The organism is Streptomyces sp. N35, from assembly GCF_016464295.1.
GTDB lineage: Bacteria > Actinomycetota > Actinomycetes > Streptomycetales > Streptomycetaceae > Streptomyces.
Genome location: NZ_JAEIMH010000018.1, coordinates 62,270 through 77,812 on the forward strand (window position 1 = coordinate 62,270; position 15,543 = coordinate 77,812).

The following is a 15,543-nucleotide window of genomic DNA, read 5'->3' on the forward strand; positions in this document are numbered from 1 at the left end:
GGCGGCGCCCCTGCTGAGGGGCGGCGCCACGCACCGAGGTCCAGCCCGATGACCCGTCAGGCCCGAGGACTCGCCTCCGGCAGCGGTGCGTCGCTCGGCGCGTCCTTGTCGCGGCCGGCCGAGCGGAGCACGCCGGCGAACAGGATCAGGCCGACGGCCAGGGTGGTGACCAGGGCGAACGACACCATCAGCGAGGTGGCGTCGGCGACGGCGCCGATGGCCGAGGGGGCGATGAGCCCCGAGGTGTACGTGATGGTCGCGACGCCCGCGATGGCCTGGCTCGGGTTGGGACCGCTGCGCCCCGCGGCGGCGAACGCGAGCGGCACGACCACCGCGATCCCCAGACCCATCATGCCGAAACCGGTCATAGCGACGGCCGGATGGCCGGCGAAGACGACCAACAGGCCGCCCCCGGTGGCCAGTACACCGCCGGCGCGCACCGTGGGCACCGGTCCGAAACGGTCGACGATCCTGTCCCCGGCGATCCGCGCGACGGCCATGGTGAGAGCGAAAGCCGTGGTGCAGGCGGCGGCGAGGCCGGCCGACGTCTCCAGTTCGTCCTTGAGGTAGACCGCGGACCAGTCCAGGCTCGCGCCCTCGGCGAACACCGCGCAGAAGCCCACGGCGCCGATGAGCAGCGCGGACTTGGGCGGCAAGGCGAACCGCGGCGGCGCATCCTCCTCGGGCGAGCTCGGCGGATCGAGCACATAGCGGCACACGAGCAGACCGAGCACCGTGAGGACAGTCGCGGCGAGCAGGTGGTGGATGCGGGCGTCGGCGCCCAGGTGCGCGGCGAACGTGCCGCCGGCCGAGCCGATCAGGGCGCCCACGCTCCACATGCCGTGCAGTCCGGACATGATCGAACGGCCCATCCGGTTCTCGGTCTCGAGGCCGATCGCGTTCATCACCACGTCGGACATGCCGGAGGTGGCGCCGTACACGAAGAGCGCCATGCACAAGGTGAGCAGGCCGGGGGCGAGCGACGGCAGGGTGAGCGACAGGGTCCACAGCGCGAGGAGCACCCGCAGCGCGGCACGGGCGCCGAAACGGTGGCTGATCGCGGCGGCCAGCGGCATCGCGACGGACGCGCCGAGCGCGGGGAACGCGAGGGCGAAGCCGAGCTGTCCCGCGCTGAGCCCGGCATGGTCCTGGATCCAGGGGATCCGGGTCGCGAACGAACCGGTGACCGCACCGTGCACACAGAACACGGCGGCCACGGCGTACCGCGCCCGTATCAACTCCCTTGGTATCAAGGTCGCTTCACTCATCATTCCCCTCCCGGCATACAGAATCCGCGCTGCCGACGTAAACTATCAGGAACCCTGCCTGATAAATAGCGGCTCTGTTGCTCCGCCGGTCACGCACTGATCTGGAAGGATCCCCGGCATGCCCGCCTCCCCCCGCACCGCCCGAGCGATCAACGACCGGCTCGCGCTGCGTCTGCTCCACGAGCGGGGCCCGCTCACCGCTGGGCAGCTGAAGGACCTGACGGGCCTGTCCCGGCCGACGGTCGCGGATCTCGCCGAGCGGCTGCAGAGCGCCGGACTGATCGGTGTGGTCGGTGAGGCGGGCGCCGAACGGCGAGGGCCCAACGCGAAGGTGTACGGGATCGTGGCGGACATCGCCCATCTCGCGGCGCTCGACGTGCGCACCATGGGCGTCTCCGTAGTGGTGTCCGATCTACTCGGGACCGTGCTCGCCGAGGCGGCGCTGCCGATCGACGAGACCGGTGGCACGGAGATCGCCGTGGAGCGTGCCGTGGCGCTCCTCGAGGAGACCGCGCGCAGCGCGGGCGCCCGGGAGCTGCACAGCGTCGGCATCGGTGCGCCGGGACTGATCGACCCCGTGACCGGCGAACTGCGCGATTCGAGCGGCCTGCCCGCCTGGCACCGCCGCTTGGTGGCCGCACTGCAGAAGGAACTCCCGGCGACCGTGCTCGTCGAGAACGAGACGAACCTCGCCGCCGTCGCCGAACGCAGGGCGGGCGCGGCCCGCGACCGGGACACGTTCGTCCTGCTGTGGCTCGGCCACGGCGTGGGCGCCGCCGTGCTGCTCGACGGGCGGCTGCGGCGAGGGGCTTCGGGCGGCGCGGGCGAGCTGGGGTTCCTGCCCGTACCCGGTACCTCGGGACTGCCGTCGGCGGTCGACTGCGGCGGCGGCTTCCACTCGCTGGCCTCGTCACTGGCGATCGTCGAACTCGGCGCGGAACACGGGGTGTTCGGGCCCTCGCAGGACGGTCCGGGACCGGCCGGTGAGGGAGTGGTCCGCTCGGCGGTGGCGGCGCTCGCGGCGTCGGGCTCCGAGAACCGGACCGCCGTCATGGCGCCGCCCGTCGAGCCGTCCGCCGCCCATGCCTTCCTCGGCGCCCCCGCCGACCGCGTCGCCCCCGCCCGCCCCCCCACCGCCGCGGGCCTCCGCCCCCGCCGTGGGGTGCTCGTCTCCGCCACCGCGGCGGTCATCGACCCCGGCTGTGTGGTGCTCGGCGGCGAGATCGGCTGCGCCGGCGGCGCCGAACTCGCCCACCGTGTCGAGGAACGCGTCGCCGCGCTCTCCCCGCTGCGCACGGAGGGGCGCGCGGGGGAGCTGGGCGGCGGGGCCGGGCCTGGGGGGGCCCCGCTCGGCGCCCCGGGGGGGGGGCCGGGGGCGCTGTTCCCTTCGGAACCGTGAGCCTTGTCCTGGAAGTCCTTGTCCTGGGAGTCCCTGCCCTGGGAGTCCTTCGCCGGGGAGTCCTTGGCCACGTGGCGCTCCAGGTACTCGTCGAACGTCACCTTGCCCACGGCCCGCTCGGGCGCGAGATGCCCGCCCTGCACGAAGCCGTGATAGGTCTTCCCGGTCAGCGGCACCTCGACGATCCGGCGGCGCCTGCCCTTCGCGGCGAGGTACTGCTCGGCCATGTGCCGCAGGGTCAACACCTCGGGGCCGCCCATGTCGTCCACGTGCCCGAGGGGGTTGCCGTTCGCCAACTCGCCCATGCGAGCGGCCACTTCCTCCGTGGCGATCGGCTGGCTGCGTGCGCCCTTCGGCACGAACAGCAGCGGTGGCTTGGCCAGTGGCTCGAGTACCTGGACCACAAGATCGTGGAACTGAGTGGTGCGCAGGGTCGTCCAGCCGAGCCCCGAGTCCTCGATCAGCCGCTCGACCCGGAGCTTCGTGCGGTAATAGCCGAGCGGTACGACATCCACGCCGACGATCGAGATGTAGACGAGATGACGGACCTCCGCCTTCTTGCAGGCGGCGATCAGGTTCTGCGCCGCCGCGACGTCGGCGCCCTTCCTCGGCGTCGTCGCGCAGTGCACCACCACCTCCGCCCCGGACGTGGCCTGGCCCAGGCCCGCGCCCGTCAGCAGATCGGCCGCCCACCAGTCGGATCGCCTGCTCATGGCCCGTACGTCATGTCCGGCGCCGCGCAGCAGCTGCGTCAGGGGTTTGCCGAGGGTGCCGGTAGCTCCGGTCACCAGGATCGTGCTCATCGCGCCCTCCTTCGAGAGGTCTCACGGAGACCTCACAGAGATGGAGCTCTTCGCAGGACCTTTCAGCCTGGCAGAGCGGCGGCATATTGGCCCTGGCACCTACAAGACAAACGCAAACCCGCTGTGAGCCAGCCCACAGGCGCTCGCTCGTATGGCCGACGATCAGGCGTGGCACACTGGCTGTGTACCAGCAGCAGCGCACTCCGGGGTCGGTGTAATTCCGAACCGGCGGTTACAGTCCGCGACCCGGTCACCTCCAGTGACCGGTTGACCAGGTGAAATTCCTGGACCGACGGTGAAAGTCCGGATGGGAGGCAGTGCGCGGCGGGCAGGCACGTCTTTCGTGTACGCCGCCGACCGTTCGACCTTTGCCAGTCAAAGATCGTCGCCGTCCGGCGTTCCCGAAGTGCTTCTGCCCGTGATCTCTGTCGTCATCGACAGGCCCCGGAGTCCGTGCCCTTTTGAGGCAGGAGGACCCGGTGGCCCCCACCGCAGCCGAAGCACAGGCGATGCGCCGTGCTGTCGCGCTCGCCGCGCGCGGACTCGGCTCCACCAGCCCCAACCCGGTCGTCGGCTGCGTCATCCTCGACGCCCGCGGCACGGTCGTCGGCGAGGGCTTCCACGAACAGGCGGGCGGCCCGCACGCCGAGGTGCACGCGCTGCGCGCTGCCGGTGACAAGGCCCGCGGCGGTACCGCACTGGTCACCCTCGAACCCTGCAACCACACCGGACGCACCGGCCCCTGCGCCCAGGCGCTGATCGAGGCCGGAATCGCGCGGGTGGTGTACGCGGTGAGCGACCCCGACCCCACCGCTACGGGCGGCGCGCAGACTCTGCGTACCGCCGGGGCCGACGTCGAGGCGGGACTGCTCGAGGACGAGGCGCGCGCCGGCAACATCGCCTGGCTCACCGCCGTCAAGACCGGCCGCCCGTACGTCACTTGGAAGTACGCCGCCACGCTCGACGGCCGGATCGCCGCGGCCGACGGCACCAGTCGCTGGATCTCGTCGGCCGAGTCCCGTGCCGACGTCCACCGGCTGCGCGCCGAGTGCGACGCCGTGGTCGTGGGCTCCGGCACGATGCGCGCCGACGACCCGCACCTCGCCGTGCGCGGCATCGACGGCGCCGCACAGCCGCTGCGGGTCGTCATCGACACCGAGGCCGCCGCGGTGAAGCCCGGCGCCCGGATCCTCGACGACTCGGCACCGACGCTGATCGCCGTCGCCGAGGACGCCACCACCGACCTGCCCGATGTCGTACGGCTCCCGCGCGCCGCACGGGGGTTGGACATCCCGGCCCTGCTCGACGCCCTGTACGCCCGCGGTGTCCGTTCCGTCCTGCTCGAAGGCGGCCCGACGCTCGCGGGCGCCTTCGTGGCGGCCGGCGCGGTCGACCGCGTCATCGGCTACCTCGCCCCCGTCCTGCTCGGCGCGGGCCGGGCGGCGCTCGCCGACGCCGGAATCAGCACGATCACCGACGCGTTGCGGCTCGACGTGACCGAGACCGTACGGATCGGACCCGACCTCCGTATCACCGCCGCTCTGTCCCCGAAGGAGTCCTGAGGATGTTCACCGGAATCGTCGAAGAACTGGGTGAGATCACCGCCGTGGAACAGCTCGGCGACTCCTGCCGGTTCCGTGTGCGCGGCAAGGTCGTCACCGAGGGCGCCGGTCACGGCGACTCCATCGCGGTCAACGGCGTATGCCTGACCGTCGTCGAATACGGCGACGACTGGTTCACCGCCGACGTCATGGAGGAGACCCTCAAGCGCTCCAGCCTCGGCGCGCTTGCCGAGGGCTCCCGGGTGAACCTGGAGCGTCCGACCGCCGTCGGCGCCCGGCTCGGCGGCCACATCGTGCAGGGTCACGTGGACGGCACCGGCGCGATCCTGGAGCGCACCCCGTCCGAGAACTGGGAGATCGTCAAGATCGCGCTCCCGGCCGGACTCTCGCGCTACGTGGTCGAGAAGGGCTCCATCACCGTGGACGGCGTCAGCCTCACCGTGGTCGAGGCCGCCGCCGACCACTTCACCATCAGCCTCATCCCGACGACCCTCGCGCTCACCACGCTCGGCATCAAGCAGCCCGGCGACCCGGTGAACCTCGAGGTCGACATCATCGCCAAGTACGTCGAGCGGCTGCTCGGCGACCGCGCCACCACGACCGTCACGGGGGACTCCAAGTGAGCGTGCTCGATTCGCTGAACACCGAGGCCTTCACCGCCTTCGGCCAGCACATCCTCTGGTCCGACATGATCGGCAACACCTTCGGCCTCGCGGCTCTCGCCCTCGGCTGGAAGCGCTCGGTGTGGACCTGGCCCGTCCAGTTCGCCGCCGGCCTGATCCTCTTCGGAGCCTTCGCCGGACACCTCACGGGCAGCGCGGGCAAGCAGGTCGTGGTGATGATCGTGGCCGTCATGGGCTGGATCGCCTGGACCCGCGGCCGCAAGGAAGCCCAGGACGGCTCCATAGCGGTGCGCTTCGCGACCTGGAAGGAGCGCGGCCTGATGCTCGCGGCCGCGGCCGCGGGCACCGTCGCCGTCGCCCTGCTCTTCAAGGCCTACCCGTCGCTGTCCTGGGACCCGTGGCCGGACGCGTACATCTTCGTCGGCACCATCGTCGCGATGTACGCCCAGGCCCGCGGCATGGTCGAGTTCTGGTTCGCCTGGCTGCTCGTCGACCTCGTGGGCGTCCCGCTGAACTTCGCCAACGGTTACGCCTTCTCCGGATTCGTCTACGTCATCTACGGCGCGCTCGTCCTGTGGGGCATGCGCGACTGGTGGCTGCGCTCGCGCGCCACCGCCCCGGCCCTGGAAGGAGCCCCGGCATGAGCACCGCTGCAGCGTGGTCGGTGGACGAGGACCTGACCCTCGACCCGGTCGAGCAGGCCATCGCGGACATCGCCGCGGGCCGCCCGGTCGTGGTCGTGGACGACGAGGACCGCGAGAACGAGGGCGATCTCGTCATCGCCGCCGAAAAGGCGACGCCCGAGATCATCGCGTTCATGATGAGCGAGTGCCGCGGTCTGATCTGCGCGCCCATGGAGAGCGACGAGCTGGAGCGGCTGCGACTGCCCCAGATGGTCGCCGACAACACCGAGTCGATGAAGACCGCTTTCACCGTCTCCGTCGACGCCTCCGGCGCCCACGGCGTCACCACCGGTATCTCCGCCCGGGACCGCGCCACCACGCTGCGCCTTCTGGCGAGCGGCACCACCGAGGCGTCCGACTTCGTGCGGCCGGGCCATATCTTCCCGCTGCGCGCCCGCGAGGGCGGCGTCCTCGTGCGCAACGGGCACACCGAGGCGGCCGTCGACTTGGCCCGGCTCGCGGGCCTGCGGCCCGCCGGCGCGATCGTCGAGATCGCCGGCGAGGACGGCACGATGCTGCGCCTGCCCGAGCTTGTGCCGTTCGCCCGCAAGCACGGCCTGACGATCATCTCGATCGAGGACCTCATCGCGTACCGCAAGAGCTCCGAGCCGACCGTCCGCCGCGAGGCCGAGGTCCAGCTGCCCACGCAGCACGGCGAGTTCACCGCGTACGGCTACCGCTCGACCGTCGACGGCGTCGAGCATGTCGCGCTGGTGCACGGCGAGATCGGCGACGGCGAGGACGTCCTGGTCCGGATGCACTCCGAGTGCCTCACGGGGGATGTCTTCCACTCGCTGCGCTGCGACTGCGGCCCCCAGCTCGAGGCCGCGATGGACCGTATCCAGGCCGCAGGACGCGGCGTGGTCGTCTATCTGCGCGGGCACGAAGGGCGCGGCATCGGCCTGCTGTCCAAGCTGCGGGCGTACGAGCTGCAGGAGCGCGGCCGCGACACCCTCGACGCCAACCTGGAGCTCGGCCTGCCCGCCGACGCCCGCGACTACGGCGCCGGGGCGCAGATCCTCACCGATCTCGGCGTACGCAGCGTGCGCCTGATGACCAACAACCCGGAGAAGTCCGAGGCGCTCACCCGGCACGGCATGAAGATCAGCGGCCGCGAGGTCGTGGCCCTGCCGGCCGGCGAGCACAACCTGCGCTATCTGCGCACCAAGCGGGACCGCATGGGGCACGACCTGCCCTGGCTCGACGCGCAGTGACGCGGACCTGAGCCACCAGTTACCCACACAGAAGTCACCGACCGAGGAGAAGAGCACGTGAGCGGCAAGGGCGCACCCGAACTCAGCGTGAAGAACTGCGGCGACCTGCGGGTCGCGGTCATCGCCGCGCAGTGGCACGAGAAGGTCATGGACGGTCTCGTCGACGGCGCCCTGCGCGCCCTGCACGAGCTGGGCATCGACGAGCCGACCCTCCTGCGCGTCCCCGGCAGCTTCGAGCTGCCCGTCGTCGCCAAGGTCCTCGCCGGCCGCGGCTACGACGCGATCGTCGCGCTCGGTGTGGTCATCCGCGGCGGCACCCCGCACTTCGAGTACGTCTGCCAGGGCGTGACGCAGGGCCTCACCCAGGTTTCCGTGGACACCGGCGTCCCGATCGGCTTCGGCGTGCTGACCTGCGACACCGAGGAGCAGGCGCTCGACCGCGCCGGTATCGAAGGCTCCACCGAGGACAAGGGCCACGAGGCCGTCACCGCGGCCGTGGCCACGGCGACCACGCTGCGTACCGTCTCGGAACCCTGGCGTTAGGACGGGGCGCGAGGCCGCGTAGAGTAGAGCCATCATGTCCAAGAAGACGTTCGAGGAGCTCTTCACCGAGCTCCAGCACAAAGCAGCCAACGGCGACCCCGCCACCTCCCGTACCGCCGAACTGGTGGACAAGGGTGTGCATGCCATCGGCAAGAAGGTCGTCGAAGAGGCCGCAGAAGTCTGGATGGCCGCCGAGTACGAGGGCAAGGAAGCCGCCGCCGAGGAGATCTCGCAGCTGCTCTACCACGTCCAGGTGATGATGGTCGCGACCGGCGTCACTCTCGACGACGTGTACGCCCACCTCTGAGCCACGCCGCCACCCTCCCGTATCACCTCCCGATCACTTCTACGCAAGGAAGCCGACCTCATGCTGCGCATCGCCGTCCCCAACAAGGGTTCACTGTCCGGACCTGCGTCGGCGATGCTCCATGAGGCCGGCTACCAGCAGCGCAAGGAGTCCAAGGAGCTCGTCCTCGTCGATCCCGACAACGAGGTGGAGTTCTTCTACCTCCGCCCCAAGGACATCGCGATCTACGTGTCCGCGGGCAAGCTCGACATCGGCATCACGGGCCAGGACCTGCTGATCGACTCCGGCGTGAGCGCCGAGACGATCCTGCCGCTCGGCTTCGCCCGCTCCACCTTCCGCTTCGCCGCGAAGCCGGGGGCTGTGCAGAGCCTCGCGGACCTCGCGGGCCGGACGATCGCCACCTCGTACGAGGGAATCGTCGCCAAGTACCTGGCGGAGCAGGGCGTCGACGCCTCGGTCGTGCACCTCGACGGCGCCGTCGGGGCCGCCATCGAGCTGGGGGGCGCCGGCGCCCTCGCCGATGTCGTCGAGACCGGCACCTCGCTGCGCAACGCGGGCCTCGAGGTCTTCGGCGACCCGATCATGAAGTCCGAGGCCGTCGTCATCCGGCGCACCGGCGCGGACACGGAGGACGCCAAGGTGCAGCAGTTCCTGCGCCGCCTGCAGGGCGTTCTCGTGGCCCGCACGTACGTGATGATGGATTACGACTGCCGCGCCGAGCACCTGGACGCCGCCGTCGCCCTGACGCCCGGCCTCGAAGGCCCGACCATCTCGCCGCTGCACAGCGAGGGCTGGGTCGCGGTCCGTGCGATGGTCCTGGCCAAGGAGGCCCAGCGGATCATGGACGATCTGTACGCACTCGGCGCCCGCGCCATCCTCACCACGGCCATCCACGCCTGCCGTCTCTGAACGACGGACGACGGATGACAGGCGACGGACGACGGATTTCGGACTACGGACGACCGTGATGAGCGACCAACTTCCTTCCCTGCCGGTCACGTTCCGGCCCACCCGTACCCGCGCGGTCCTGCTGACCGTCGGGGTCGCCATGTTCGCCGCGATCACGGCGATCGCGCTGATGCTCGAGAAGCTCGGCCCCGGCGAGCGCGCGTCCTTCATCTTCACGGGCGCGGTGCTCTTCGCCGTCCTGGTGCTTCTTTCACGCCCCAAGGTCGTGGCCGACGAAACCGGTGTCACGGTCGTCAACCTGACGCGGCGGCGCCGCCTCGCCTGGGCGGAGATCCTCCAGGTGAACCTGCGCGCGGGCGACCCCTGGGTCTTCCTCAATCTCAGCGACGGCACCAGCCTGCCTGCCCTGGGCATCCAGCCCGGCATCGGCAAGCAGCAGGCGATCCGGGACGCGGGAGCGCTGCGTGCGCTCGCTGAGGCGCACGGCAGCGGACCCGGGTCCGCCTGAACGCTCGAACAGGCCCCCGCCGGGCGAGAACCGGCGGGGGAGCACTGCCACACGACCCGTCGTCGTGATTAATCTGTTGGCAGAGGCGTTGTGCGCGCCCGTCCCACCGAGGTCGAAGCCCCCGGGACCCCTGCGAACCAAGGAGTGACCCCCTCCGCCGATGGACGGATCGTCCGGTAGTACCTGCGCCGCCCCCACCCGACTTTGCGGGGCGGCATGATCATCCCGCTGCTTCTGCTCGCCGCAGCCTTCCTCCTCATCCTCGCCAACGGATTCTTCGTGGCCGCCGAGTTCGGCCTGGTCACGGTGGAACGCCCGGACGCCGAACGCGCCGCCGCAGCGGGCGACCGCAAGGCCCGCCGGGTCGTCGCCGCCCTGCGGGAGCTGTCCTTCCAGCTCTCGGGCACCCAACTGGGCATCACCATCACCTCCCTGGTGGTCGGCATGCTGGCCGAGCCCGCGCTCGGGCATCTCCTCGCCGGTCCGTTCACCGCGATCGGGATACCGCACGGCGCCGTCCCCGGTATCTCCGTGGCCGTCGGCATGCTGCTCGCCTCCGCCGTACAGATGGTGATCGGTGAGCTCGTGCCCAAGAACTGGGCCGTCTCCCGCCCGTTGCAGGTGGCCCGTTTCGTCGCCGGGCCCCAGGGCGCGTTCGCCCGGCTGTTCCGCCCGGTGATCGCCGGCCTGAACGCCGTGGCCAACCGTCTGGTGCGTGCCTTCGGCGTGGAGCCCGCGGACGAGCTGGCCTCCGCTCGTACCCCCGACGAGCTGATGTCCCTCGCCCAGCACTCCGCACAGGCCGGAGCGCTCGAGGCCGACACCGCCGATCTGTTCGTGCGCACCCTGTCGCTGGGTGAGCTGACCGCCCAGCATGTGATGACCCCGCGCGTGAAGGTCAACGCGCTGCAGTCCTCCGCGACCGCAGCCGACGTCGTCAACCTGACGCGGGCGACCGGGCTTTCGCGCTTCCCCGTCTACCGGGACAAGATCGACGAGATCATCGGCATGGCGCATCTCAAGGACGCCCTCGCCGTACGCGTCCAGGAACGCGGCCGCACCCCGGTCGGCCGGATCGCCCGACAGCCCCTCCTCGTCCCCGAGACCCTGCCCGTCCAGCAGCTGCTGCGGCAGCTGCGCCGCGAGCAGCCGATCGCCGTGGTCGTCGACGAGTACGGCGGCACGGCGGGTGTGGTCACTCTGGAGGACATCGTCGAGGAACTCGTCGGCGAGGTACGCGACGAGCACGACAAGGCCGTGTCGCCCGAGCTCGCCGCCGCCCCCGCAGAGGACGGCAGACCCGCATGGGACGCCGACGGCAGCTGCCGGGTCGACATCCTGCAGCGGATAGGGCTCCAGGTCCCCGAAGGGCCGTACGAAACCGTCGCCGGCCTCGTCGCCGACCTGCTCGGCCGGATCCCCGCCCCGGGTGACCGGGCCGAACTCCCGGGCTGGCGCCTTTCCGTGCGCCAGGTCGGGCACAACCGGGCCGAACGCGTACGCCTCGTACGGACTGCCGCACGACCGCTGGAGGCAGCCCGATGAGCGCGCTGCAACTGCTGTTCGCCCTGCTCCTCGTGCTCGGCAACGGCTTCTTCGTCGGCGCCGAGTTCGCCCTCGTCTCCGTACGCCGCAGCCAGATCGAGCCGTACGCCAAGGATTCGGCACGGGCCCGCCGCGTTCTGTACGGCCTTGAGCATCTGCCGCAGATGATGGCCGCCGCCCAGTTCGGCATCACCATCTGCTCGCTGACGCTCGGGGCGGTCGCCGAGCCGACGGTGGCGCACCTCCTGGAACCCGTCTTCCATGCGCTGCACGTCCCGGACGGCCTGATCCACCCGCTCGGCTATGTCATCGCGCTCGCCGCGGTCGTCTTCCTGCACCTGGTCGTCGGCGAGATGCTGCCGAAGAACCTCGCGATGGCCGCGCCCGAGAAGACCGCGCTGTGGCTCAGCCCCGCCCTGGTCGCCTTCGCCCGGCTGTGCCGCCCGGTCACGGCCGCGTTCGGCGCCTGCGCCCGGGCCGTGCTTCGGCTCTTCGGAGTCGAGCCGAAGGACGAGGTCGAGGCGGTCTTCACCAGCGTGCAGCTGGGCCGCCTGGTCGAGGACGCCGGTCAGGCGGGCCTCCTCGACCCCGAGGAGCAGGAAATCCTCGGCGACGCCCTGGAGCTGGGCAGCCGTCCGGTCATGGACGTGCTGCTAGACCCGGCGCATCTGGTCACGGTCGCGACCGGCGTCACCCCTCGCCAGATCGAGGAACTGACCGTCCGTACGGGGTATTCACGTTTCCCGGTCTGTGCGGACGGCGGCGCCTTCATGGGGTACCTGCACGTCAAGGACGTGCTCGACATGGAGGACACGGAACGCGCCGTACCGCAGTCGGTCTGGCGCCCCATGACGACCCTGCGCGCGGAACTGCCCCTGGACGACGCCCTGACGGTGATGCAGCGGGCCGCCGCCCACCTCGCCAAGGTCGCCGACTCCTCGGGCCGGGTCCTCGGCCTGGTCGCCCTGGAGGATGTCCTCGAACTCCTGGTGGGCGAGGTCCGCGACCCCGCGCACAGGGCGGTGCCGCGCCCGGCTTCCGTGGTGCAGCTGCCGAAGGTGCCGGTGTCGGACGAGGAGAGTGCCATGGCGGGCTGACCGCCCAGCCCGCCCAGCCCGCCCAGCCCGCCCGGGCTCACACCCCCGGCGGTTCCCCCGGCCCCCGCCCCGAGAGCACCTCTCCGTACGCCTGCATCAGATCCGGCAGCCGCAGCGTCGCGAGATCCTCGACGCTCGGCTCGCCCGGGTACCCGGACAGCCGCAGATCCCGATAGGCGCAGCTCTTCTCGTACAGCGTGCGCAGGAAGCGGCCGTTGCCCAGCTCGTCGATCCACCCCTGGTCGACCACATGCCCGCTGATCGAGCGCAGCTCGTCGAGCGACTCGGCATCCCACCGATCGCCGTTCTCGGCCGCGAGCACCTCGCCGATGGCGGTGAGTTCGAGCGGCCGGTACGAGGGGAAGTCCACGCGGGTGGTGAAGCGCGACGAGAGCCCGGGGTTGGCGGCGAGCAGCCGGTCCATGCCCTCGGGATAGCCCGCGAGGATCACCACGAGGTGGTCGCGGTTGTCCTCGGCGCGCTTGAGCAGCACCTGCAGTGCCTCGTCCCCGTACGCATCGCCCTTGCTGTAGCCCGAGTTGGACAGCGCGTACGCCTCGTCGACGAAGAGCACGCCGCCGAGCGCGGAGTCGATCAGCTCATTGGCCTTGACCGCGGTCTGGCCGAGGAACTCGCCGACCAGATCGGCCCGTTGGGCCTCCACGAGGTGATCCCCGCCGAGCAGTCCGAGCGCGTAGAAGACGCGGCCGAGAATGCGGGCGACCGTGGTCTTGCCGGTGCCTGAGGGGCCGGAGAAGACGAAGTGCCGCTTCGGCGGCTGGACGGGCAGCCCCTTGTCGGCCCGGAGCCGGGCCATCCTCAACTGGGCGGAGAGTGCCTTGACCTGGCGCTTCACGGGTTCGAGCCCGACCATCCGCTCCAGCTCGGCGAGCGCTTCCTGCAGCAGCGCCGGATCGGCAGGCCCGGTGGGCAGCGCCGGGGGCCCGGCCTGGGCGGGGATGAGCGCCTTCTCGCGTACGGCATCGGCCTCCGGCGGCTGGCCGCCACCGGGCGGATCGGTGTCCGTGCCGACCTTCAGATCGCCGCCCTCGGTGCCGTACGCGGTGTCGTAGCCGTCCGAGTAATCGGCCGCGTCCACGCCGGCCAGCGTGACCGAGCCGAAGTCGCCGCCGTCGTCCGCGCCGTCGATCCCGTCGTAGTCGGCTATCGCCGCGAGCCGGGCGGAGGTGTCCATGAACGCCGGGTCGACCCGGTGCACCGCCCGGTACAGCGGCAGTGCCGCCGCGCTGCGCCCGGTGCCCTCATGGGCCCGCGCCAGCCAGTAGCGCAGCTCCTTGCGCTGCGGCTGCTCGCTGCGGCAGCGCATCAGGGCCGCCGCGAGCAGCGGTTCGGCCTGCCCGTACATCTCCAGCCGTACCCGGGCCATCCCGCCGAACAGACCGGCCTCGATCCCGAGGGCATGGTCGTCGATCAGCGGATCGGTGTGCCGGACGAGCTGCTCCCAGTCCTTGACCAGATACGAGCGGCACGCGTGCAGAAAGCGCACCTGCGGATCGGCGTCCACCGGAGGCAGCCCCGCGAGCGCGCGGTCGAGATCGGGCACATGGCGTCCGTCGAGCCAGTGCGAGGCGTGGGCGAGCAGCAGATCGCGGGGGCTTTCGAGGACGGGCTGGACCCACCAGCCCAGCCAGTACCAGGAGTTGAGGGTGCGGCGATGGCGTGCGCGCTGCTCGCCGAAGCGGTCGCGGTGCCGGTACATCCGTAACAGCGCGGTCGTCGTGTCCACCCTCAGCGCATGGAGCCCCAGCCAGCCGTCGGCCATGCCGGGGTCGAGGCGCACCGCACTTCTGAACTCCTCCTCGGCCTGTGGATACGCGCCCATGGTGTAGGCGTCGACGCCTCGCAGCCAGGCCAGGTCGGCCGGAGCCGATGCGCCCTGCGTGCCGAAGTCCATCACGTCCCCCACAAACCTGCCCCCGTTGGTGCGCCGCCGGGCGACTGCCCGTCGGCGGCCTTCGCCGAACCGCCGTTCTGGTGCCGGGAGTTGACGTGGTGGCGATCATCCGGGCGGGCCCGGCGATCGCACCGAGAGGCATCGTACCTGCGCCTCGGGCGTCGGCCGTAGGGTGCCGCGCGAGTCGGCGGGGCAAAGCCGGAGGCACAGGGGGAGGCACGGGGAGCACGCCCCGGGGCGCGAAATGGTCACCGAGGGTGAGCAGTTGAAGGCGAGGCGCGCACGCGAAAGGGACAAAGGGCAGAACGAAGCCCCCGATCACGGGGGAACAACCGGGGGCTTCGCGTCTGCGGGCGACCGGCTCGCGGTCGCACATTCAGAACGTAAGTCCTGTACGACCCCTCGGTCAAGCCGAGTTGGGGCACTCTCGGGGACCGTTTTCCGGCCGTAAGGCGCACCGCCGCCACGTCGTCACGTTCCGTGACGGATCGAGGTCAGGCTGCGCCCAACTCCGGTCCCGGCAGCACCTCATACCCCTCGGGAACCTGTCGTACCAGGGCATCCGCGAACGGTCGGGAAGGATCCTCCGCGAAGTGCCGTTCCTCGGCCGGTTCCCACTGCTCCCAGAAATCGTGCTGCGCCACGCCGTCGCGCTCACGTCCGCGCCGCCACGACTGCCCGGCCGGCAGTTCCATCCACACCAGCCGCGCCAGCCACGGCCGCAACGCCCGCCGGCCGGCACCCACACCCTCGACGAGCACGACGGGCGCGGGCTCGATCACCGGGCCGGGGTGGAAGCGGCGCTCGTTCCAGTCGTACGCGGCCGGTCGTGCGCTCCGGCCCGCGGCGAGCGGCTCCAGGACCTCGCGGGTGAAGCGGTCCGTCCAGTCGAAGAGCTCGGCATGGCTGCGGATGTCGTCGAGCGCGAGCACCGGCGCACCGTCCAGCTCGGCGGCCAGGCGCCGGGCGAAGGTCGACTTTCCGGAGCCTGCGTGCCCGTCGATCCCGATGAGCCGCACCGGTCCGCACGACGGCGCCGGCGCGCGCAGCTCGGCCGCGAGGGCGGTGAGTGGGCTCGGAGGGCCAAGGGAGTCGTTCATCGGCCTCAAGCCTACGGCGATCACACCGACCGCCCGACGGCGTCGCAGGTCACGCCAGTGGTACAGG

Annotated in this window: 14 protein-coding genes, 1 pseudogene and 1 riboswitch; of the genes and pseudogenes, 11 read left to right on the forward strand and 4 right to left on the reverse strand. The window is 71.2% G+C overall.

All coding sequences use genetic code 11. The features are described from left to right. Nucleotides 1-56 precede the first annotated feature (56 nt). Nucleotides 57-1,268: an MFS transporter gene (locus JAO81_RS12770; RefSeq protein ID WP_199547938.1), complete on the reverse strand. Its 1,212-nt coding sequence runs from the start codon at nucleotides 1,266-1,268 to the stop codon at nucleotides 57-59. A 118-nt stretch (nucleotides 1,269-1,386) separates the two neighbouring features. On the opposite strand from JAO81_RS12770, the gene JAO81_RS12775 reads away from it, so the two are divergent. After that, a complete protein-coding gene (locus JAO81_RS12775; RefSeq protein WP_199547939.1) occupies nucleotides 1,387-2,667 on the forward strand; it encodes an ROK family transcriptional regulator in 1,281 nt (426 codons plus the stop codon). A gap of 395 nt (nucleotides 2,668-3,062) precedes the next feature. Here the strand turns inward: JAO81_RS12775 and JAO81_RS43670 are convergent. Continuing rightward, nucleotides 3,063-3,470, reverse strand: a pseudogene (locus tag JAO81_RS43670) (SDR family oxidoreductase); the annotation flags it as partial. 194 nt (nucleotides 3,471-3,664) lie between these two features. After that, nucleotides 3,665-3,795, forward strand: a riboswitch (FMN riboswitch). A 184-nt stretch (nucleotides 3,796-3,979) separates the two neighbouring features. On the opposite strand from JAO81_RS43670, the gene ribD reads away from it, so the two are divergent. The 10 genes from ribD to JAO81_RS12830 all read left to right on the forward strand — a co-directional run bounded on the left by ribD (nucleotide 3,980) and on the right by JAO81_RS12830 (nucleotide 12,461). Further along, the gene (gene ribD, locus JAO81_RS12785) at nucleotides 3,980-5,032 is read left to right on the forward strand and encodes a bifunctional diaminohydroxyphosphoribosylaminopyrimidine deaminase/5-amino-6-(5-phosphoribosylamino)uracil reductase RibD (RefSeq protein WP_199547978.1); all 1,053 of its coding nucleotides are present in this window, start codon (nucleotides 3,980-3,982) and stop codon (nucleotides 5,030-5,032) included. Nucleotides 5,033-5,034: 2 nt separating this feature from the next. Further along, nucleotides 5,035-5,655, forward strand: a complete 621-nt coding sequence (locus JAO81_RS12790) for a riboflavin synthase (protein WP_199547940.1) — start codon at nucleotides 5,035-5,037, stop codon at nucleotides 5,653-5,655. A gap of 65 nt (nucleotides 5,656-5,720) precedes the next feature. Further along, entirely contained in the window at nucleotides 5,721-6,299 is a 579-nt protein-coding gene (gene pnuC / locus JAO81_RS12795; RefSeq protein WP_199547979.1) for a nicotinamide riboside transporter PnuC, read from the forward strand. Beyond that, entirely contained in the window at nucleotides 6,296-7,552 is a 1,257-nt protein-coding gene (locus tag JAO81_RS12800; RefSeq protein ID WP_199547941.1) for a bifunctional 3,4-dihydroxy-2-butanone-4-phosphate synthase/GTP cyclohydrolase II, read from the forward strand. Before pnuC ends, JAO81_RS12800 begins: the two co-directional genes overlap by 4 nt. A 57-nt stretch (nucleotides 7,553-7,609) precedes the next feature. Further along, nucleotides 7,610-8,095: a 6,7-dimethyl-8-ribityllumazine synthase gene (gene ribH / locus JAO81_RS12805; protein WP_093608434.1), complete on the forward strand. Its 486-nt coding sequence runs from the start codon at nucleotides 7,610-7,612 to the stop codon at nucleotides 8,093-8,095. A 34-nt stretch (nucleotides 8,096-8,129) separates the two neighbouring features. Next, on the forward strand, nucleotides 8,130-8,402 hold the full coding sequence (locus JAO81_RS12810; protein ID WP_052577392.1) for a phosphoribosyl-ATP diphosphatase: 273 nt from the start codon (nucleotides 8,130-8,132) through the stop codon (nucleotides 8,400-8,402). 60 nt (nucleotides 8,403-8,462) lie between these two features. Further along, nucleotides 8,463-9,311 carry an ATP phosphoribosyltransferase gene (gene hisG, locus JAO81_RS12815; RefSeq protein WP_199547942.1) on the forward strand — a complete coding sequence of 283 codons (849 nt, stop codon included), beginning with the start codon at nucleotides 8,463-8,465 and terminating at the stop codon, nucleotides 9,309-9,311. A 58-nt stretch (nucleotides 9,312-9,369) separates the two neighbouring features. Further along, entirely contained in the window at nucleotides 9,370-9,819 is a 450-nt protein-coding gene (locus JAO81_RS12820; RefSeq protein WP_199547943.1) for a PH domain-containing protein, read from the forward strand. A 216-nt stretch (nucleotides 9,820-10,035) separates the two neighbouring features. Continuing rightward, a complete protein-coding gene (locus JAO81_RS12825; RefSeq protein ID WP_199547944.1) occupies nucleotides 10,036-11,364 on the forward strand; it encodes a hemolysin family protein in 1,329 nt (442 codons plus the stop codon). Continuing rightward, complete coding sequence (locus tag JAO81_RS12830; protein ID WP_199547945.1) at nucleotides 11,361-12,461, forward strand: hemolysin family protein; 1,101 nt, start codon at nucleotides 11,361-11,363, stop codon at nucleotides 12,459-12,461. The genes JAO81_RS12825 and JAO81_RS12830 overlap by 4 nt, the downstream gene beginning before the upstream one ends. A gap of 37 nt (nucleotides 12,462-12,498) precedes the next feature. Here JAO81_RS12830 and JAO81_RS12835 read toward each other — a convergent pair whose 3' ends face one another. Then, nucleotides 12,499-14,376, reverse strand: coding sequence for an AAA family ATPase (locus JAO81_RS12835; protein WP_199547946.1), 1,878 nt, complete (start codon nucleotides 14,374-14,376; stop codon nucleotides 12,499-12,501). A gap of 494 nt (nucleotides 14,377-14,870) precedes the next feature. Next, nucleotides 14,871-15,476: a uridine kinase gene (locus tag JAO81_RS12840; protein ID WP_199547947.1), complete on the reverse strand. Its 606-nt coding sequence runs from the start codon at nucleotides 15,474-15,476 to the stop codon at nucleotides 14,871-14,873. Nucleotides 15,477-15,543: the final 67 nt, after the last annotated feature.